The 18,590-nt window shown below is 63.6% G+C and carries 14 protein-coding genes; 8 read left to right on the forward strand and 6 right to left on the reverse strand.

All coding sequences use genetic code 11. The features are described 5' to 3' along the window. Position 1 precedes the first annotated feature (1 nt). Positions 2 to 970: a Bug family tripartite tricarboxylate transporter substrate binding protein gene (locus tag VNZ93_RS07235; protein ID WP_325702185.1), complete on the forward strand. Its 969-nt coding sequence runs from the start codon at positions 2 to 4 to the stop codon at positions 968 to 970. A gap of 11 nt (positions 971 to 981) precedes the next feature. Beyond that, positions 982 to 1,437, forward strand: a complete 456-nt coding sequence (locus VNZ93_RS07240) for a cupin domain-containing protein (RefSeq protein WP_325702188.1) — start codon at positions 982 to 984, stop codon at positions 1,435 to 1,437. A 135-nt stretch (positions 1,438 to 1,572) separates the two neighbouring features. On the opposite strand, the gene VNZ93_RS07245 is transcribed toward VNZ93_RS07240, so the two are convergent. Both VNZ93_RS07245 and VNZ93_RS07250 read right to left on the reverse strand, forming a co-directional pair. Further along, positions 1,573 to 2,559 (reverse strand): hypothetical protein, encoded by a 987-nt coding sequence (locus VNZ93_RS07245; protein ID WP_325702191.1) that lies wholly within the window; start codon positions 2,557 to 2,559, stop codon positions 1,573 to 1,575. A 26-nt stretch (positions 2,560 to 2,585) separates the two neighbouring features. Further along, the gene (locus VNZ93_RS07250) at positions 2,586 to 3,242 is read right to left on the reverse strand and encodes a glutathione S-transferase family protein (RefSeq protein ID WP_325702194.1); all 657 of its coding nucleotides are present in this window, start codon (positions 3,240 to 3,242) and stop codon (positions 2,586 to 2,588) included. Between the two features lie 129 nt (positions 3,243 to 3,371). Between VNZ93_RS07250 and VNZ93_RS07255 the strand changes: the two genes are divergently transcribed. The 5 genes from VNZ93_RS07255 (at position 3,372) to VNZ93_RS07275 (ending at position 11,002) form a co-directional block, all read left to right on the forward strand. After that, entirely contained in the window at positions 3,372 to 4,583 is a 1,212-nt protein-coding gene (locus VNZ93_RS07255) for a polyhydroxyalkanoate depolymerase (protein WP_325702197.1), read from the forward strand. 243 nt (positions 4,584 to 4,826) lie between these two features. Continuing rightward, positions 4,827 to 6,659 carry a methyl-accepting chemotaxis protein gene (locus tag VNZ93_RS07260; RefSeq protein ID WP_325702200.1) on the forward strand — a complete coding sequence of 611 codons (1,833 nt, stop codon included), beginning with the start codon at positions 4,827 to 4,829 and terminating at the stop codon, positions 6,657 to 6,659. Between the two features lie 214 nt (positions 6,660 to 6,873). Next, the gene (locus VNZ93_RS07265; protein ID WP_325702204.1) at positions 6,874 to 7,365 is read left to right on the forward strand and encodes a chemotaxis protein CheW; all 492 of its coding nucleotides are present in this window, start codon (positions 6,874 to 6,876) and stop codon (positions 7,363 to 7,365) included. 100 nt (positions 7,366 to 7,465) lie between these two features. After that, positions 7,466 to 8,059 (forward strand): ABC transporter substrate-binding protein, encoded by a 594-nt coding sequence (locus tag VNZ93_RS07270; RefSeq protein ID WP_325702207.1) that lies wholly within the window; start codon positions 7,466 to 7,468, stop codon positions 8,057 to 8,059. 132 nt (positions 8,060 to 8,191) lie between these two features. Further along, on the forward strand, positions 8,192 to 11,002 hold the full coding sequence (locus VNZ93_RS07275) for a methyl-accepting chemotaxis protein (protein ID WP_325702210.1): 2,811 nt from the start codon (positions 8,192 to 8,194) through the stop codon (positions 11,000 to 11,002). 3 nt (positions 11,003 to 11,005) lie between these two features. Here VNZ93_RS07275 and VNZ93_RS07280 read toward each other — a convergent pair whose 3' ends face one another. Further along, positions 11,006 to 11,176, reverse strand: a complete 171-nt coding sequence (locus tag VNZ93_RS07280) for a hypothetical protein (protein ID WP_325702213.1) — start codon at positions 11,174 to 11,176, stop codon at positions 11,006 to 11,008. A gap of 10 nt (positions 11,177 to 11,186) precedes the next feature. Next, positions 11,187 to 12,011: a CmcJ/NvfI family oxidoreductase gene (locus VNZ93_RS07285; RefSeq protein WP_325702216.1), complete on the reverse strand. Its 825-nt coding sequence runs from the start codon at positions 12,009 to 12,011 to the stop codon at positions 11,187 to 11,189. Between the two features lie 215 nt (positions 12,012 to 12,226). Here VNZ93_RS07285 and VNZ93_RS07290 point away from each other — a divergent pair, with 215 nt between their 5' ends. Beyond that, positions 12,227 to 12,649: a hypothetical protein gene (locus tag VNZ93_RS07290; protein WP_325702219.1), complete on the forward strand. Its 423-nt coding sequence runs from the start codon at positions 12,227 to 12,229 to the stop codon at positions 12,647 to 12,649. Between the two features lie 57 nt (positions 12,650 to 12,706). On the opposite strand, the gene VNZ93_RS07295 is transcribed toward VNZ93_RS07290, so the two are convergent. Then, positions 12,707 to 14,767 (reverse strand): bifunctional aldolase/short-chain dehydrogenase, encoded by a 2,061-nt coding sequence (locus VNZ93_RS07295; protein ID WP_325702222.1) that lies wholly within the window; start codon positions 14,765 to 14,767, stop codon positions 12,707 to 12,709. 25 nt (positions 14,768 to 14,792) lie between these two features. After that, the gene (locus VNZ93_RS07300; RefSeq protein ID WP_325702225.1) at positions 14,793 to 17,795 is read right to left on the reverse strand and encodes an Rne/Rng family ribonuclease; all 3,003 of its coding nucleotides are present in this window, start codon (positions 17,793 to 17,795) and stop codon (positions 14,793 to 14,795) included. Positions 17,796 to 18,590: the final 795 nt, after the last annotated feature.

The following is an 18,590-nucleotide window of genomic DNA, read 5'->3' on the forward strand; positions in this document are numbered from 1 at the left end:
CATGTTTCGTGCTACAAAAATTGCGGCCCTGAATGTTGCGCTTGCCGCCATGCTGGTGGCAACGCCGGGCCTCGCGCAGGATTATCCGAACAAGCCGGTGAAGCTGCTCGTTGCCTTCGCGCCGGGCGGCCCCGCTGATTCGATCGCACGCATCATCGGGCAGAAGCTCAACGACCGCTGGAAGCAGACCGTCGTGGTCGAAAACCGCGGCGGCGCGGGCGGCAACATCGCCGCGATGCAGGGAGCGAAAGCCGATCCCGATGGCTACACCATTCTGGTCACGACCTCGGCCTTCGCGGTCAACCAGACGCTGACCAAGAATCCGGGCTATACGCCGGGCGATTTCAAGGCTGCTGCCGTGGTCGCCACCACGCCCAATCTCATCATCGGTGCGCCCGACCTGAAGGCGAACAACCTGAAAGAGGCGATCGAAGCGGCGCGGACGCAGAAGATGACCTACGGCACCGCGGGCGCCGGCACTACGCCGCATCTGTCGGCGGAACGCATCTTCAAGCTTGAAGGCAAGGTCGACATTCCGCATGCGCCGTTCACCGGTGCGGGGCCGGCAACGCAGGCGGTGATCGGCTCGCACATTCCGCTCGCGAGCGTTGCGCTATCGGCTGCGGTACAGAACGTGCAGGCCGGGCAGGTGAAGGGGCTTGCCGTCACCAGCAAGGATCGCGTCAAGGCGCTGCCGAACGTTCCGACCGCCCGCGAACTCGGTCTTGGCGAGGCAGACGACACGACATGGGTCGTGTTCTTCGTGCCGGCCAGGACGCCGGACGCGGTGATCCAGAAAATCAATGCCGATGTGAACGCGATCCTGAAGGACAAGGACACCGAGGATCAGCTTGAGAAGATCGGTTTCATGGCGGTCGGCGGCTCCGCGAAGGAGGCCGAGAGCTATGTGCAACAGGAGACCAGCCGCTGGGGCGACATCATCCGCCGCATCGGTCTGGAAGCGAAATAGGGATAGCCGCAATGCAGCTTCGTCGCGTCGTTACCGGTCACAAGGCGGATGGCAAGGCCACCGTCCTGATCGACGAAATCTCGAAGGATCTGGTCAACCCGCGGCCGGGATGCACCTTCTTCAATATCTGGTCGACCGCTTTGCCCGCGAACAATGACGGAGACGCGGACGGCGCCAAGGAGATCGTCGGCACCGCGATGAAGGATCGCGCGGTGTTCCGCGTGATCGAATATGCGCCGGGCGTCGCGCCGCGCAATCACCGCACCAACTCGATCGACTTTGCGGTCGTGCTGTCGGGCGAGATCGACATGACGCTCGACGACGAGGTGGTGCATCTGAAGGCAGGCGACGTGCTGGTCCAGCGCGGCACCATCCATGACTGGATCAACAACGGCGACAAGCCGTGCGTGATCGCGTTCGTGCTGATCGATGCCAAGCCGGTCGGCGCGCTGGAAGCGATGGGGTAGCAGCGGAACGCGCGCACTCTCCATAATTCGTCACGGCCGCGACAAGCGCGGGCATGACGGAGATGGTTTCGATCGCCTTTCACAAGGCGGGACGGCCGCGCGTTCGCTGCGTCCGCGGCCGCGCCCCGGAATAACTCAGTGTTTCCGGTCCAGACCGTCCTCGGGTATCGTCCACTGTCGGCGCAGCTCGCGCAGCGGCGTCTCGACATAGCTCCAGAAATCCCAGCCCGGCGCGAAGGTGTCGATCGTCGCGGTCTTGCCGCCCGCATAGGCGTGCCAGAATTCCTGCGGATCAAGCGCGCCCTGTGCGGCTTTCGCCACCGGATTGATCTGGATGTCGAGATGCCAGGAGAAGATCACCGGCAGGATGTGCCCGGCCATCGGAAAATGCGGGTGCATGCCGGCCGTGAAGGTGGACACCAGCAATTCGCCGCGCGGCGTGGTGTCGTAGCCGGAGACGACATGCGCAGTGTCGTGCGGGAAGCCGAAACCGGCATTCAGTCCCACAGGCTCGCCTGGGAAGGCGTAACCGTTGTTGCGATAATGGTCGTAGAAGGCGCGGCCAAAGCTGTCTTCCGGAAGGTTGCCGAGCGCCTTGCAGCGTTCGGCGAGCACAGGATCGGGGGCCTTGTCATAGGGAACGAGCCAGGCGGTGGCGTCGGCGTCCTTCCAGTCCTTGCCGGTGATCGAGACCATATTGGCGCGCGTCATGTCGGCGAGCGCTTCCTTCACATGGCCGTCGGCCGCTTCCGCGATCTCGTCGATATAGCGCTCATGCAATCCGAGCGACGTGGCGTAGTCGATGGCCTTGCGGATCTTTGCCTTGTCCAGCGTGCCGTCCACAAAAGCCATGACGGTCGCGCATTTCAGTGCGTCCTCGCGCAGCTTCGGATCGACGATCACCGATGCGAGTGTGGCCGGCGTCACTGGCTCCAGTCGCGCAACGTCGAGCGCCTCAGTCTGTCCGAACATATAGAGTGAGGCGGCGGAGAGGGCGCGTGCGTCGGCGTCGCTCAACGCGCCGCCGGTCTCGGCGACGTTACGCATGGCGCCGAGAATGGACATCGCCTGCTGCGGCGTCGCACCGCAGACAAAGGGATTTACATCAAGTTGTGCGGACATAGGGGCCTCCGTTTGAGAGAGGCAGTCTAGAACTCCACGTCGAGTTCTTCGACCTCGTCAGGCTCCTCTTTTGCCGCGGCGATCCATTCCTGCATCAGCGGCATGTCCATGATGGTCCGGCAATAGGCCGCGCAAGCCTTGTCGAGCTTCACGTCATAGGTCACAAACCGCGTGCAGACCGGCGCATACATGGCGTCCGCCATGCTCGGCGTCTTGCCGAACAGGAAGGGGCCGCGATAGGCCTTCAGGCATTCGTTCCAGATCGTGACGATGCGGTCGACATCGGCCTGCGCGCCGGCCCAGACCTTGAAGCCGGGGTAATGCGCCTTGAGGTTCATCGGCAGGGCCGACCGCATGTTCGAGAAGCCGGAATGCATCTCGCCCGACACCGCACGGCAATGCGCGCGCGCGACGCGTTCCCTGGGCAGGAGCCCTGCGTCCGGATTGAGCTCGTTGAGATAGCCGCCGATTGCCAGCGTATCCCACACCTTGACGCCATCGTGGGTCAACATGGGCACGAGGAAGGAGGGCGACAGGAGCAGGAGTTCCGCCCGCACCGAGGGATCGTCGCTGTTCACCATTACCGGCTCGAAGTCGATCCCCGCGAACTTGCAGAGCAGCCATCCCCGGAGTGACCAGGATCCGTAATTGCGGCTGCTGATGGTCAACGTGGCTTGCGCCATTCCCGTAATCCCCCGATCGGGCGCCCTGGCGCCCGGTCCCTGTGCTCCGGCGGGGAAATTATCTCGCAGTGCAGAAAAAAATGCACTAGGCTTTTGCACTGCAACAGGGGCGGCGAGGGCCGCGGGGGAATGCTTTATCAGGCGTATCAGGCCAGTTCCGACATTATGCTGCCGGTCCGGGCCCTTGCGGGTTTTGCGCTGTCCGCGCACCACGCGATCCCCAGTCTGAACGGCCCGGCCGTCCGAAACCTTACCGCTGCCTATGAACTGATCTCCCGGGCGAGGCTCACCCACACGCGTCCCGACTACGGCATCAATAGCGTGACGGTTGGCAATCGCGAGGTCGAGGTGACCGAGGAGGCGGTCCGTACGACGCCGTTCGGCACGCTGTTGCGCTTCCGGAAAGATGTCGACACCGCGCAGCCGCGCGTATTGCTGGTTGCGCCGCTGTCCGGGCATTTCGCAACGCTCCTGCGCGGCACGGTACGCACCATGCTGCCGGAGCATGACGTCTACATCACCGACTGGCACAACGCGCGCGACATTCCGACATCCGCCGGCCGCTTCGGCTTCGACGACTACGTTACCCATCTGATCGATTTCCTCGAGGCGATCGGACCGGGCGCGCACGTCATTGCCGTGTGTCAGCCCTGCGTCGCGGCGCTGGTGGCGGCCGCCGTGATGGCGCAGGGCGATCATCCCGCACAGCCGCGGTCGATGACGCTGATGGCCGGGCCGATCGACACCCGTGTCAACCCGACCAAGGTCAACGAGCTCGCCAAGAGCAAGCCGATGTCATGGTTCGAAAAGAACCTGATCGCGCGGGTGCCGTTCCGTTATGACGGCGCCTTTCGCAGGGTTTATCCCGGCTTCGTGCAGCTTGCCGCCTTCATGAGCATGAATATCGATCGGCACGCCAAGGCGCACCGCGAACTCTACGACGCGCTGGCGCGCGGCGATGTCGAGAAGGCGAAGGCCACCAAGGACTTCTACGACGAATATTTCGCGGTGCTCGATCTCACCGCCGAATTCTATCTCGAGACGGTGAAACTCGTCTTCCAGGACCATGCGTTGCCGCTCGGCGAACTGGATTACGACGGGCAGCGCGTCGATCCCAAGGCGATCCGCAAGACGATGCTGCTGACGGTCGAAGGCGAGCGCGACGATATCTGCGCGGTAGGGCAGACGCTGGCCGCGCACGACCTGTGCTCAAGCCTGCGGCCGTATCGCAAGCGCCATCACATGCAGCCCGGCGTTGGGCATTACGGCGTCTTCAGCGGCAAGAAGTGGGAAGCCCAGATCTATCCGCTGGTCCGGAACCTCATCCTGGCATCCGACTAGGGTTGGCATTTCTACGCTTTGCGATAGATCAAATTTAATTCGATATTAATCTAATTGATGGACCCTTCGGCCCGTCTAGGTTGAGGAAAGTCCTGCGGTCGGCGGCATTCAAGATCCCGGCCTTCTCACATGTCCGAAAAAGTCTCGTCTCACACCGCGTGAGTGCATGCGTGAGCCTGCTTGCGAGGTCGATACGTCGACAAGCGATTTTTTCACCAAGCAGTTTTGCAATGGAGTGACAGCATGTCCTTCTTCAAGCGTGGGAATGGATCGAGTAACGGCGCGGCCGGCCGTGGCAAGTATAACCTCGAGCAGCTGAAGGGCAGTCTCGCCGAGAGCATCACATCAGCGGTCATGATGGTCGATCGCAACCTCATCGTGACCTACGTCAATCAGGCGACCAGGGATCTGCTCTCAACCCATGTCGATGAGTTCCGCAAGCTCTGGCCGAACTTCAATCCGCAAGCCATTGTCGGTACCTGCATCGACACCTTTCACAGGAATCCGGCGGATCAGCGCCAGTTGCTCTCCGACCCGTCACGGCTTCCGTTCAAGACCGAAATCACGGTCGGCAGCCTGAAGATCTCGCTGCTGGTGACCGGCAGCTTCGACAAGAACGGGGCCTATGTCGGCAATGTCCTGGAATGGAAGGACGTGACCGAAGCCCGCCTGAACGAAGGCATGCTCGCCGCACTGAACAAGGCTCAGGCCATCGTCGAATTCACGATCGATGGCAGCGTCGTGCACGCCAACGAGAATTTCCTGAACATGCTTGGATATTCGCGCGAGGAGATCAAAGGGCGCCATCACAGCATGTTCTGCGAGCCGGCAAAGGTGCAGGGCCCCGAATACACCGCATTCTGGGAAAAGCTCAAACGCGGCGAGTTCGATGCGGGGCAATACAAGCGGATCGGAAAGGGCGGCAAGGAGGTCTGGATTCAGGCGAGCTACAACCCGATCCTCGATGCCAATGGACGTCCGTTCAAGGTCGTGGAATTCGCCACCGATATCACCGCGATGCGCATGGCTGTCGAACAGACCCGGGAGACGGTGATCGCGGCGAAGAACAACGACCTCAGTCAGCGCATCCCGATGGCCGGAAAGACCGGCGAACTGGAGATGCTGTGTGGCGGCGTGAACGACCTGCTCGACAGCCTCGCCGAGGTCATGAGCGAGATCAAGGCAAGGTCGCAGGAGGTGTCGAGCGCGGCCGCCGAAATCTCGGCCGCGACCACCGATCTGTCGCAGCGCACTGAGGAACAGGCCGCGAGCCTGGAAGAGACGTCAGCCTCGATGGAGCAGATCGCGGCAACGGTGAAGAAGAATGCCGAGAACGCGACTTATGCCAACAACCTGACCCGCAACACTCGCGAGGTCGCCGATCGCGGCGGGGAGGTGGTGGCTGAAGCGGTTTCGGCGATGGCACGGATCGAGGAGTCTTCGCGCAAGATCGCCGACATCATATCGGTCATCGACGAGATCGCGCGGCAGACCAATCTGCTTGCGCTCAACGCCGCGGTCGAGGCGGCGCGCGCCGGCGAGGCTGGACGCGGCTTTGCGGTGGTCGCGTCCGAAGTGCGCAGCCTTGCGCAACGATCGTCGCAAGCGGCGAAGGATATCAAGGAGCTGATCACCAACTCGTCGGATCAGGTTCAGGACGGCGTGCAGCTGGTCAACCGCGCCGGCACCTCCCTGAAGGAGATCCTGGAGTCCATCAAGGAGGTGGCCAGCATTGTGGCGGATATCGCGACCGCCTCTGGCGAACAGGCCGGTGGTATCGAGCAGATCAACAGGGCGCTGACCCAGATGGACGAGGTGACGCAGCAGAACTCGGCCATGGTCGAGCAGAACGCTGCGACCGCGCGCACGCTCGAACAGCAGGCGAGCGCAATGGATGAGCGGATGAGTGCGTACAAGCTGATGAGCGTCGACGCGGTGCGGGTTGCGACGCCGTTGCCAAGGCGTCCTGCACAGCGCAAGCCCGCGTCCGTGCCGGTTCGCAAGCCCGCTGCCCGCGCCGTCGCACGGGCAGGTGGCGCCGCCGCTGTCGCGAGCGATGACTGGGAAGAATTCTGAACCGGGCCGTTCAGCGCCGGGTCTGACAGCGCTGGCGCGATGGCACGCCGGCGCTTTTTGCGGTCCCTACCGCAGCACCATTTAGGCCGGCATTAAGACTTGTCTGGCACCGTGACGGCGAAGAGGCGTGGCAGAAGCCATCCTGCGCGGTCGATGGCCATCGGCTCGCGCTGCACGGTTCCCGTGCCTCGCCGAACACGGGATGGTGCACGATATGAACAATGATGCCGCGAACCAGGCGCTCCCCGGGCGCTCCAAGGACTCCACCAGCGCGGAGTTGATCAGCTTCGCGATCGGCGAAGAGCAATACGGCGTCGACATCATGGCCGTACGCGAGATCAAGGGCTGGTCCGAGATCAATCATCTGCCCGGTCAACCCGATTACGTGCGCGGCGTGCTCAATCTGCGCGGCGTGATGGTTCCGATCGTCGATCTGCGTTGCCGCTTCGGCGGCGGACTGACGGAGGCGAATGGACTGCATGTCGTGATCATCGTGCAGATCGGCGATCAGCAGATCGGACTCCTTGCCGATCGCGTGCTCGACATCGTCGCATTCGAGAGTTCGCAGGTGCAGCCGGTCCCGACCGTGGTGCGCAACGGCCGCACCGAATTCCTGTCCGGCCTTCTCACTGTCGAAGCCGGCATGATCGCGATGATCGACCTCGCGCATCTGCTCGATCAGCGCGTCGAAGCGGAAGCGGCCTGATCTTATGGTTACGCGTTAGTAAGCGATTTACGACGCGAGGTTATGCTTCATCAAAATCTTTAGCGAGGCCGGTTGCCACGCATCCTAGAACGGGGTGTACATGCGACATCTGGAAGTATTTGCCGCAGCCTCGCTGCTGGTCTTGTCGTTCGGTGCGGCGAAAGCCGAGAACGGCGTCACCCGGGATCAGATCGTCTTCGGTCAGTCCGCAGTGCTGCAGGGGCCCGCATCGGCGCTCGGCCTTGGAATGCAGGAAGGCCTGCTCGCTGCATTTGACGAGGTGAACCGCAAGGGCGGCGTGCACGGGCGCAAGCTCAAGCTGACCAGCATCGATGACGGCTATGAGCCGTCGCGATCCCTCGTCGCCACCCGCAAGCTGATCGAGGACGTCGGACCCGAAGGCGCCGGCGTGATTGTCAGCCAGGTCGTTCCGTTTCGGTGGGAGGCCTCGCTCAAGGTGAGCGCGGATTACCGGGCTGCGATCAAGGCGCGCAATCCGAAGGCGGAGCCCGAGTTCGTTTCGCTCGAAGGCTACCTCGTCGGACGTCTTGCGGCCGCGCTCGAACGCGCGGGCGCAGAGCCAACGCGCGCGGGCTTTCTCAAGGTCATCAAGGAGAGCGGTGCGTTCGACCTTGGCGGCTTGCAGATGACTACGGCCCCGACGACAACGAAGGGCTCGACAAGGTTTTCATGACTGTCATCCAGCGGGTGGCTCGTTCAAGGCGGTCGATCGCTTGATGCAGGTTTCTGCCAAATAGGAATTGCTGAGGTGGCGGGCCGAAAGGTCCGCATGGAATGCCGGCATATGCCGGTTCGGGGGGAAGACATGAAGAGTCTATTCGGTCGCGTCGGTGCGTCGCTCAATCCGGCCAATCTCACGAAGGCTGGAATCGGGGTCAAGCTCCAGCTTGCTTTTGGTGCCGCGGCGCTGATGACGGTCGTTGCTTCGGGGCTCGCCATCCAGTCATTTCGTTCCGCCGAGCACAGCGTCGAACGGATCGCCGAGCGGGAAGTGCCGCTGATGACCGAGGCGCTCCGGCTCTCGGTGATGTCGGGCGAAATATCGGCCGCGGCCGCGCGTTTCGTCGCCGCGAACAATATCCGCGACCAGCGCCAGATTGCCGCACAGATCGAAGACCGCTCGATGCAGCTGCGCCTGCTGATCGACAAGGTTCGCGCCGGAACCAGCAAGGAATCCTTCGGGGCGGTCGACGTCGCCTCGCGCCTCCTTGAGAACAACCTGTCCGATCTCGATACGGTCATCGTGTCGCGCTCCAACCTGCGCAGCACACTGGATCGCAGGCTCGGCGAACTGCACCTGCTCCATAACAAGATCACCGAAGAGGTGACCCCGATCGTCAACTCGTCCTATGTCAACGCCGTCAACAAAGCGGAAGACATCGGCAAGGTCGGTGACCGGACGTTGAAGTCGCTGGTCGAGGACGGCGTCCAGACGATGCAGACCGTGGTCCAGATCGGCACGGAGACCAATCTTGCGACCGGCCTCCTGACGGCGGGTGCGCTGAGCTCGTCGCCTGCAATCCTGGCGATGCTGGAAGACCGCTTCACCGCATCGGCCCTCCGCGCGGAGAAGCACCTGGCTTCGCTGCCGAAGGTGAGCCGTTACGATGCGCTGCGTGAGCGCACGTCCAGCCTCCTGAAGCTTGCCGACTTCCGCAAGGTTGCGGCCGCGGAGGACGAAACCGCGCGCCTCCAGAACGTTTTCCGCGCGCATGAGGGCCTCGCCAATGTCCTGATCACGCTGATCGACGATCTGAACTTCGATACCGTGATGCAGGGCGAGCAGGCCGCCAAGCGCACCAGCACCCTGGTCCGGGAGCTGATCGACGATCAGCTCGTCAATTTCCGCAATGCTCTGGAACTGAAGATCCAGACCCACCTGATTGCGAGCCTGATCAGCGAAGGCGCGGTCGCCAAGGATGAGGCGCAGCTCAAGCCGATCTTGGATCGCTTTACCTTCTCGGCGAACACCCTGATGCTCGCCGCCCAGTCGATCCCCAATGACGGGATTCGCAAGAATATCGACGCGCTGATCGCGCTTGGTCAGGACAGCAACGGCATCTTTGCACTGCGTCAGCAGGAACTGAAGGCGACCGTCGGCGCCGACGGGGTCATTGCCGAGAACGTCAAGATCCAGAAGCAGCTCGACCAGGCCGTGTCCGGACTGGTGAAGGAAACCGAGACCGGCATGCGCGGCGGCACCTCGACGCTTCTCTCCGAACTCGGTCGCAGCCGCATGCTGCTGATCGTGGTCGCAATTGCGTCGCTGCTCGCGGCCTTCGCCATCGCCTTCTTCTATGTCCAGCGCAACCTGGTTCGCCGGCTGAGCGCCGCGTGTGACACGATGCGGCGCCTGTCCGCCGGCGACAACAGCGTGACGATCGCCGGTGTGAAGGACAGCGACGAGATCGGCGACATGGCCCGCGCGCTGACCGTGTTCCGCGATGCCGCGCTCGACAAGCAGCGCCTCGAGGCGCAGGCCGCGGAGGATCGCAGGATCGCGGAAGAGGAACGTGCCCGCAACGATGCCGCGCGCGCCGAAGCCGCGCGTCAGGTGGCGCAGGTGGTCGACGGTCTCGGCCGCGGCCTGGAGCGGCTTGCGCGGGGCGATCTGACCTACCGTGTCCGCGATGACTGGGCCGGCGAGTATCAGAAGATCCAGAACGACTTCAACAACGCCATCGATCAGCTTCAGGATACGCTGACCGCGATCGTGGAATCGACCCGCGAAGTGTCAAGCGCGTCGGCGGAAATTTCGTCGAGCACGACCGACCTGTCGCAGCGCACGGAAGAGCAGGCCGCCAATCTGGAAGAGACCTCGGCCTCCATGGAAGAGATCTCGGCGACCGTGAAGAAGAACGCCGAGAACGCACAGCTTGCCAATGGTCTGATGCAGGGCACCCGCGATGTCGCCGGGCGCGGCGGCGAGGTCGTTGCGCAGGCGGTGTCCGCGATGTCCCGCATCGAGGATTCCTCGCGCAGGATTTCGGACATCATCTCGGTGATCGACGAGATCGCGCGCCAGACCAACCTTCTCGCGCTCAATGCGGCGGTTGAAGCCGCGCGTGCGGGTGAGGCAGGCCGCGGCTTCGCAGTGGTTGCTTCGGAGGTGCGCAGCCTTGCGCAGCGCTCCTCGCAGGCAGCCAAGGACATCAAGGACCTGATCACCAATTCGACCGGCGCGGTCGGGCAGGGCGTGCAACTCGTCAACCGCGCCGGCGAGGCGCTGAACGAGATCGTCAAGAGCATCAACGAAGTTGCCACGATCGTCGCAGACATCGCCAATGCCAGCGCCGAACAGGCGTCCGGCATCGATCAGATCAACAAGGCGTTGAGCCAGATGGACGAGGTGACGCAGCAGAATTCGGCGCTGGTCGAAGAGAACGCCGCGACCGCGAAGACGCTCGAACATCAGTCGAACGCACTGGACGGGCGGGTCGCTGCATTCCGTCTCTACGAGGATGCGGAGCCTGAGCCTGCAGACGAACCGGTCGCGGCCAGGCCGGAGCGGCCGAGTGCGCCGGTCCGCAAGCCGGCCGCGATCCGCGGACACGCGCGGCACATGCAGTCTGCTCTTGCCACCGCCATCGCACAGGACGAGTGGGAGGAGTTCTAGCTCCTAGCCGGCCTGCTGCTCGCTGAGAAACGCGGCGAGCAGCACGCAGGTCTCGCGGATGTGCTGGTTCAGCGGGGCCGCTGCCGCATCCGCATTCCGCATCGCGCATGCCGACAGGATTGCCCGATGCTCGCGCTCCGCGCGCCCGCGATAATTCGCGTTCGAGATCAGCACACGGCAGCGTTCAGAAGAACGCGAGCGTCCGGATCTCGATGCTTTCGCGCGGGCGGGCGTCCGGCGGCGCGGTCGGATCGTCGAAGGCGGTATGCGCGCAGAAGCGCGCGCGTCCGTCCTTCAGCGAGTCGTAGACCTTGAATACGATCGCTTCCTCTCGACGCTGCAGCGGGAAAAAGAACCAGCGGTGGTCGGGATTGTAGGCGACCGAATAGGTCTGGCCGATCCGGTTCGGATGCCGGCGTTCGGTGACGATCAGATCGTTCGGCGAAATGCTCATCGCGTCGCACATCGCGAGCGGGAAGGTCTCGACCGGATAGCGGATCGGCCGCCACACCTGGATGATGGCGAAATGTCCCGCCAGCAGTTCTTCGGCTTCGTCGGGCAGAAGGTCGCGCACGCGCTGCGGGCCCGACCATTCGGTGTAGTCGTTATGCACACGCGGCACGACTTCGCGGATCTTGCGGGCGGCGCGGTCGGCATCGTCGGCGGTGCGCAGCGTATGATCGAACACGACGACGCGTTTGGCGCCGCTCTGCATTTTGATCAGGTCGATCATTTCCTGGTAATAGATGTCGCGGATCTGCTTCTCGTCGAAGAAGTCCGTCACCCTGGTCTCGTGCCAGGCAAGCAGAAAGCCTTCGCCGTCGAGCGAAGTCTCGAACCTGCGACCGTTGCGGATGATCACGTTGTGAGGATCGAGCGTCCCGAGGGTCTTCATCTCGGTCGAGCCGCCGCCGACCGGTTCCACGACGATTTTCTGGCCGTCGTTTTTCACATAGTTCAGCGACGCCTCGATCGATGACAGTTCGCTGGCTTGCGCGAGCTGGGCCATGGCGCGTTCCTTTTTTCGAGATTTGTCCTGAACGTAAAGGACCGGACGCCGCGAATAAAGATGTCCGTGCAGCAGGAATGGCCAAAGTTCGGTCCGCCGCGAGACGTCCGGTAGCGCGGAAAGGCGGCGGGAGAAATTTCATCCCCGGGCCGGGCTTTCGAACGATTCAGCCGCCATGGACGTTCTGCAGACGGGGCGCCTGGATGGAGAGCGCCATGTTAAAGAATCCGGCAAAGAATCCGGCGAGCGATGTCACGTCCCCGAAACTGCCGTCCTCCGACCGGTTCCACCCTGCGATCTATCTGCTGGTCGCCGGGCTCGTAGCCGTGTTCGTTATCTCCGCCTTCGACTTCGGCGATCGCGGCTATGTTGACTATCTGCTTGTCGTGGTGAGCGGATTCTTCGTCATCGCGATGGGCATTCCTCTGCTGCTGTGGCTGACCTGGCTCCATCAGACCCCGGCGCATGACCGCGCCGGGTCGCTACGCGACTGGTCCCGGCGCGATTACGAAACCTGGCAAGGGCCACTGAAGGGGCGGGAGGCGGCCTTGCAGATTCTCTTGCCGATCGGGGCGGTAGCGGTCGGGATGGCGGCGATCGGAATCGTGATGCTGCTGGTCGAACACCACGTCGTCTGAAGCACCTTTGAGCGAGACGACCTTACGCCGGTCGGTTGTGTGTCTGTGGTCTGGCCGTCATCGCAAGGCGGCGGCGATGTTCCCGCCATCGACAGTCGTCACGTCGGCGGTGGTTTTCAGCGCCAGCGCCTGATGCAGGAATGCCTGAGCTACATCGTCAGCAGTCACCTCGCGTCGCAGGAGATTGCCGGACATGTAATCCGTCTCGCTGACGCCGCGGGCCTTTGCGCGTTCGGCGATGAAATCGTTGTTGAGGAGGCCCGAACGGATGCGGTCTGCATTGACGGCGTTCGAGCGGATGCCCTCCGCCCCGTAGTCAAGGGCGTATTGGCGCGCGAGGAACAGGGTCGCCGCCTTCGGCAGGCCATAAGGCCCGAAATCCGGTCCGGGATTGATCGCCTGCTTCGACGCATTGAACAGAAGGCAGCCGCCGGTGCCTTGCGCCAGCATGATCCGCACGGCGTGCTGGGCGACGCGCTGGTGCGAGAAGAAATTCAGCTCGAAACTCTTGCGCAAGGTCATGTCATCGACGGCGCCGATCTTGCCCTGAAAGGCAGCGCCTGCATTCGATACCAGGATATCGACGCCACCGAAAGCTTCGGTGATCCGGTCGAACGCGGTGCGCACGGAGGCATCGTCAGTGACGTCGCCGCGGACGGAGAGCGCGGATCCGCCGAATGACTTCGCAGCCTCGACCAGTGCCGCGCCGTCGATATCCAGAAGCGCAATCTCGGCGCCAGCGGCCGCGAAAGCCTTCGCCGTTGCAAATCCGATCGCGCCGGCCGCGCCGGTGATGACGGCAACCTGACCGGCGAGCGGCAATTCCTTCGCACCGCCGAGCTTGGCTTGTTCCAGCGACCAGTATTCGACATCGAACATGTCGGCTTCGCCGATCGGCGAATAACGTCCGATCGCTTCCGCTTCGGTGATCCCTTCGACCGCGGCTTCGGCGAGATCGGCAGCGACCCGCGCATCCTTCTTGCTGCGTCCGAGGCCGAACAGACCGAGGCCCGGCACGAGGATCACCCGCGGCGCCGGATCGAGCATGGTCTTCCTGTCGCCGGCGCGCGCATTGTTGCGTTCGAAGTAATCGACGTAGCGCTCAACGAATTCGGCCGCTGCAACGCGGGCGGCCTGCTTGAAGTCGTGGAGCTTCGCCGCATCCGGAGACGGCGCGATCATCGGCCAGTTCTTGGTCCGGATCGTGTGATCGGGGGTGATCACGCCGGTGGTGGCGTAGCGCGCGAGTTCCGCGCCATTCACGAAATTGAGGATAGCGTCGTTCGTACGGAAGTCGAGGACGAGACGTTTCCACGCGCCCTGCGTCCTGTGATCGGGGAGGGCGACCGCGCCACGCAGGATCGGTGCGACCTCGGAGACCGCGCCGATCTCGTTCGGCAATGTTGCGCTGACGAAAACGCTCTTGCGGTTTCTGGCGAGCCGCTGTTCCGCGAGCGTCACCATTTCGATCATGCGTTCGTAGGCGTCGCGAGCGCTTTCGCCGAACGTGAACAGCCCGTGCTTGTCGAGGATCAGCCCCTCGACCTTCGGATCGGCATCGAAGACGTCGGCCGCTTCCCTTGCGAGCGCAAAGCCCGGCATGATGTAGCGCACGAAACCCATGCGCGCGCCATACACCTCTTCGCAAAGCTCGCGGCTGTTGTCCTGATCGACCAGCCCGAGCACCGCGGTCGCATGGGTGTGGTCGACAAAGCGGTGCGGCAGGAACGCGTGCAGCAGAGTCTCGACCGACGGATTGGGCGCCATCGGATCGAGCAGGTTCGCGCGCTGCACCTTCACCATGTCCTCGTCGGACAGGGCATCGCGCGCGCGAAGCTTGCGAAGATTGTCGAGCCGCACGGCGGGGAGGCCGGCGGGTTCGATCCGACCCATGTCGCAGCCGGAGCCCTTGACGCACAGCACGTCGAGGGTCTCGCCGTTCAGGTCGGTAACGCGCGTCTTGACCGACGTGTTGCCGCCGCCATGCAGCACGAGCTTCGGATCGCGGCCGAGCAGGCGCGTCGTGTAGACGCGCAGCGCGAGATCGCCTGCAAGGCCGTCTGCCGCATAGCGAGAGACGAGGGCCCGCGCGTCGGCGTCAACCCACGCGCTCTTCATGGCGTGCCCCGGGCGACCGCTGCGGTCAACCGCGCAGCGACCACCAGCCCCTGCGTCGCGGCTTTTCGGAGGCTTCCTCCGATGCAGGCTGCGCCGTTTCAACCGGCGGGGCGGGCGGCGGGCTGGGGGGCGGGGTGTATGCCGGCGTGTCGGTCGAGCTGAAGACCGGTGGGGCTTCGCGAACGGTGGAGCGCCGGCGCGCCGGTTGCTCGGGCGCGGGCTCAGCCGCAGGCGTCTCGACAACGCGCAGCGGCGCGGCCTCGACAGGAGCCGGTGTCTTGTCCGCTTCGGGCTCGGTCACGGCGACGGGTTGAGCTTCCACAGACTCAGGGCCGGTGTCGTCCGAAGCGACCAGGTCGGTCTCGGTCTCGGTCTCGGTATCAGTCTCGGCCTCGGATACGATCGTCTCGTCACCTTCGCCTTCGCGGCCGCGACGATTGCGCCGTCCGCCGCGCCGTCCGCGACGCCTGCGCCGGCGTTCGCCGTCGCCATTGGCGACGACAGTCTCGCCTTCGCCGTCAGTCTCGGCAGCTTCCCCGTCAGCTTCGAGCGTTTCGCCCGCAACTTCGTCAGGCTCTCCATCCTCGGGTTGTGACGACGCGAGTTCGGCGCCTTCGACCTGAGGACGATCTTCGCCATCGCGCCCGCGGCCGCGCCGTCCGCGGCGGCGCCGACGGCGACCGGAGCGTTCGCGGCCTTCGTCTTCTCCTTCAGCCGCCTGTTCAGACGAAGCGTCCTCGCCCTCGGCTTCGAGTTCGTCGAGCACCTCATCGGCCTCGACCTCGTCGCCTTCGTCATAGGCCGGGATCGAATCCGGACGGATGGTTGCGGCGATGGCCTTGGCCTGGTCGATCGTCATCACCTGTTCGCCGCGATCGATCGCGAAGGAGGGATGGCCCGTCAGGCTCGAATCGACGGTGACCGCAATTGCGATCTTGAACCGCTCTTCCAGCATGCGCAGATGGGCGCGCTTGTGGTTGAGGACATAGATCGCAACTTCCGAACGCGAACGCACGATCAGATTGTGGGTCGCGCCCTTGAGCAAGGTTTCTTCGACGGCGCGAATGAGCTGCAACGCTACCGACGAGACCGAACGCACGTGACCGGTTCCGCCGCAATGCGGGCAGACTTCGGTCGAGCTTTCCAGCACCGACGAGCGGATGCGCTGGCGCGACATTTCCAGAAGGCCAAAATGCGAGATGCGGCCGACCTGGATGCGAGCGCGGTCGCTCTTCAGGGCTTCCTTCATCTTGCGTTCGATCGCACGATTGTTGCGGCCTTCATCCATGTCGATGAAGTCGATCACGATCAGGCCGGCCAGATCGCGGAGCCTGAGCTGGCGGGCGATTTCGGCCGCCGCTTCCGCGTTGGTCTTTGCCGCGGTTTCCTCGATCGAGTGCTCGCGCGTCGCCCTGCCGGAGTTGACGTCGATCGCAACCAGCGCCTCGGTCTGGTTGATCACGATATAGCCGCCAGACTTGAGCTGCACGGTCGGCTGGAACATCGCATCGAGCTGCGCTTCGATGCCGTAGCGCGTGAAGATCGGCTGCGCATCGCTATAGGGCACAACGTTCTTCACCGCGCTCGGCATGAGCATGCGCATGAAGTCCTTGGCTTCGCGATAGGCGGCTTCGCCCTCGACCACGATCTCTTCGATATCCTTGTGGTAGAGGTCGCGGATCGCGCGCTTCACCAGCGAGCCTTCCTCGTAGACGAGGGTCGGGGCGGTCGATTTCAGGGTGAGATCGCGCACGGTCTCCCACAGCCGCAGCAGGTATTCGAAGTCGCGTTTGATCTCGAGCTTGGTGCGTGAGGCGCCTGCAGTGCGCAGGATCACGCCCATGCCTTCCGGCACTTCGAGCTCCTCCGCGATTTCCTTCATGTGCTTGCGGTCTTCCGCATTGGTGACCTTGCGGGAGATGCCGCCGCCGCGCGCCGTGTTCGGCATCAGCACCGAATAGCGGCCGGCGAGGGAGAGATAGGTGGTCAGCGCCGCGCCCTTGGTGCCGCGCTCTTCCTTTACGACCTGCACCAGCATCACCTGCCGGCGCTTGATCACTTCCTGAATCTTGTAGTGACGGCGATAGCGCGGGGCGCGCTCCATCACCTCTTCGATGGCGTCGCCGCCGACCGACTCGACGACCTCTTCTTCCTCTTCGCCGTCGTCCTCGGACTCGTCGTCCTCGGAGTCCTCGCTGTCGCCGGTCCGGTCTTCAGTCTCGGGATGCGCGGCCAGTTCCTGCGGCTGGGCTTCGGCAATCTCCTCGACGATATCGGCCGGTGCGTCCGCGTCCGCTGCCTCCGTGGCGGGTTCGGGTGCGGCCGGGGCAGGGGCTTCGGCAACAGCGTCGTGCGAAACGGTTTCGTCCGAAGCCGCCGCGGTCACGACCGGCTCGGCTTCGGGAGCCTGCGCCGGGACTTCGTTTGACTCAGGCGCGGACACCGACACTTCCACCACCGACTCCGCGATGACGGTCTCGACTGCGGCGGCCTCGCCAGCCGCAGCGGCCTCTGCGGCCGTCTCGTGACCCCGCACCTCGTGGTCGCTCGGAAGATACGGCGTCGATTCGGCGAATTCGTCGGTGAAGGGCTGCGGTGCGTCGCCGCCTTCTGGAGACGCAACCACGTCGCTCTTAACGACATCGCGGTTTCGATTGCGATTGGAACCACGGCCACGCTGGCGCCGGCCGCGGCCGCGCCGCTGCTCGGAGCGTTCGCCATTCTCGTCTTCGTCGCGTTGAGCGCGCCGCTCGTCCTCGAGCAGGGCCTGCCGGTCCGCGACCGGGATCTGGTAATAGTCGGGATGGATTTCCGAAAAGGCGAGGAAGCCGTGCCGGTTTCCGCCGTAATCGACGAAGGCGGCCTGCAGCGACGGCTCCACGCGCGTAACCTTGGCCAGATAGATATTGCCGCGAAGCTGTTTGCGGCTGGCGCTCTCAAAGTCGAATTCTTCGACACGATTGCCGCGCAAAACGACCACCCGGGTCTCTTCCGGATGGGTCGCGTCGATCAACATTTTGTTGGACATCGAATGTTCTCTTGGCCCCGGGCGGCGCTGCGTCCGTCAGGCGGTACTCGCGCGTCGAAACGCGGCGGAAGCGTCCGGGGAATTGTGTCTGTGAATGAGTAGGTCTTGCGATCATGCGCGGACGGATCTCACGGTCGCGGACGGGTCCGCGTGTCGGAGAACTGCCCCTGGCTTCCACCTGCGCCATCACTTCAAAACCCGTGGCGGGCGGCCGTCGTTTCCGCGACCGCGATTAGTCGTTGTTGCTTGCGTCTTTGCATGGTGCCTGAACGTGGCACCGGTTCCTGCCGCCCTTGCGATCCAATCGCTTCAACCGTGCGCTGAATCCCAAGACACACAAACTCGCTGACACCGGCTGATCGGGCTGTCCGCCGCCTGCGCGTGGCAGTGGGTCGGATGAAGCCCCTACGCTCACCAGCTCTGCGTCCGGACCCTCATGCCGGCGCTGTCTTCGAGGTGAGCGTGCCGGTGCCTGAACGCGGCACGGCCGGAATTGTGCAAACCGTAAGCACTGCCCTTATTAAGGCTCGGATGAACGGATAGCAAGCGAGCAATCAGCCGGCCTGGTCGATATTTCTCCGGTAACCTATTCAATTGACTGCATTTTTTTATTGCACACGGATTCGAATCTGTTCTTCGTACAATATTACCCCGCCATGAATCGCCGCCGTGGTCGTGACCTAAGGCCGCGCCACACGACAAATTCAGTGATCTGCCACGTTTGCTCCGAGGAAATTGCATTAGAGTGCCGCCGGTCCCTAGAGCGCTTGCTCGATGAGAACACGTGTTCGGAAG

The sequence above is a fragment of the Pseudorhodoplanes sp. genome, from assembly GCF_035565795.1.
GTDB lineage: Bacteria > Pseudomonadota > Alphaproteobacteria > Rhizobiales > Xanthobacteraceae > Pseudorhodoplanes.

What these genes read in the sequence shown, in the direction of transcription:
- VNZ93_RS07235 (WP_325702185.1), top strand. Translation starts at nt 2, where the DNA reads ATGTTTCGTGCTACAAAAATTGCGGCCCTGAATGTTGCGCTTGCCGCC.
- VNZ93_RS07240 (WP_325702188.1), top strand. Translation starts at nt 982, where the DNA reads ATGCAGCTTCGTCGCGTCGTTACCGGTCACAAGGCGGATGGCAAGGCC.
- VNZ93_RS07245 (WP_325702191.1), bottom strand. Translation starts at nt 2,559, where the DNA reads ATGTCCGCACAACTTGATGTAAATCCCTTTGTCTGCGGTGCGACGCCG.
- VNZ93_RS07250 (WP_325702194.1), bottom strand. Translation starts at nt 3,242, where the DNA reads ATGGCGCAAGCCACGTTGACCATCAGCAGCCGCAATTACGGATCCTGG.
- VNZ93_RS07255 (WP_325702197.1), top strand. Translation starts at nt 3,372, where the DNA reads ATGCTTTATCAGGCGTATCAGGCCAGTTCCGACATTATGCTGCCGGTC.
- VNZ93_RS07260 (WP_325702200.1), top strand. Translation starts at nt 4,827, where the DNA reads ATGTCCTTCTTCAAGCGTGGGAATGGATCGAGTAACGGCGCGGCCGGC.
- VNZ93_RS07265 (WP_325702204.1), top strand. Translation starts at nt 6,874, where the DNA reads ATGAACAATGATGCCGCGAACCAGGCGCTCCCCGGGCGCTCCAAGGAC.
- VNZ93_RS07270 (WP_325702207.1), top strand. Translation starts at nt 7,466, where the DNA reads ATGCGACATCTGGAAGTATTTGCCGCAGCCTCGCTGCTGGTCTTGTCG.
- VNZ93_RS07275 (WP_325702210.1), top strand. Translation starts at nt 8,192, where the DNA reads ATGAAGAGTCTATTCGGTCGCGTCGGTGCGTCGCTCAATCCGGCCAAT.
- VNZ93_RS07285 (WP_325702216.1), bottom strand. Translation starts at nt 12,011, where the DNA reads ATGGCCCAGCTCGCGCAAGCCAGCGAACTGTCATCGATCGAGGCGTCG.
- VNZ93_RS07290 (WP_325702219.1), top strand. Translation starts at nt 12,227, where the DNA reads ATGTTAAAGAATCCGGCAAAGAATCCGGCGAGCGATGTCACGTCCCCG.
- VNZ93_RS07295 (WP_325702222.1), bottom strand. Translation starts at nt 14,767, where the DNA reads ATGAAGAGCGCGTGGGTTGACGCCGACGCGCGGGCCCTCGTCTCTCGC.
- VNZ93_RS07300 (WP_325702225.1), bottom strand. Translation starts at nt 17,795, where the DNA reads ATGTCCAACAAAATGTTGATCGACGCGACCCATCCGGAAGAGACCCGG.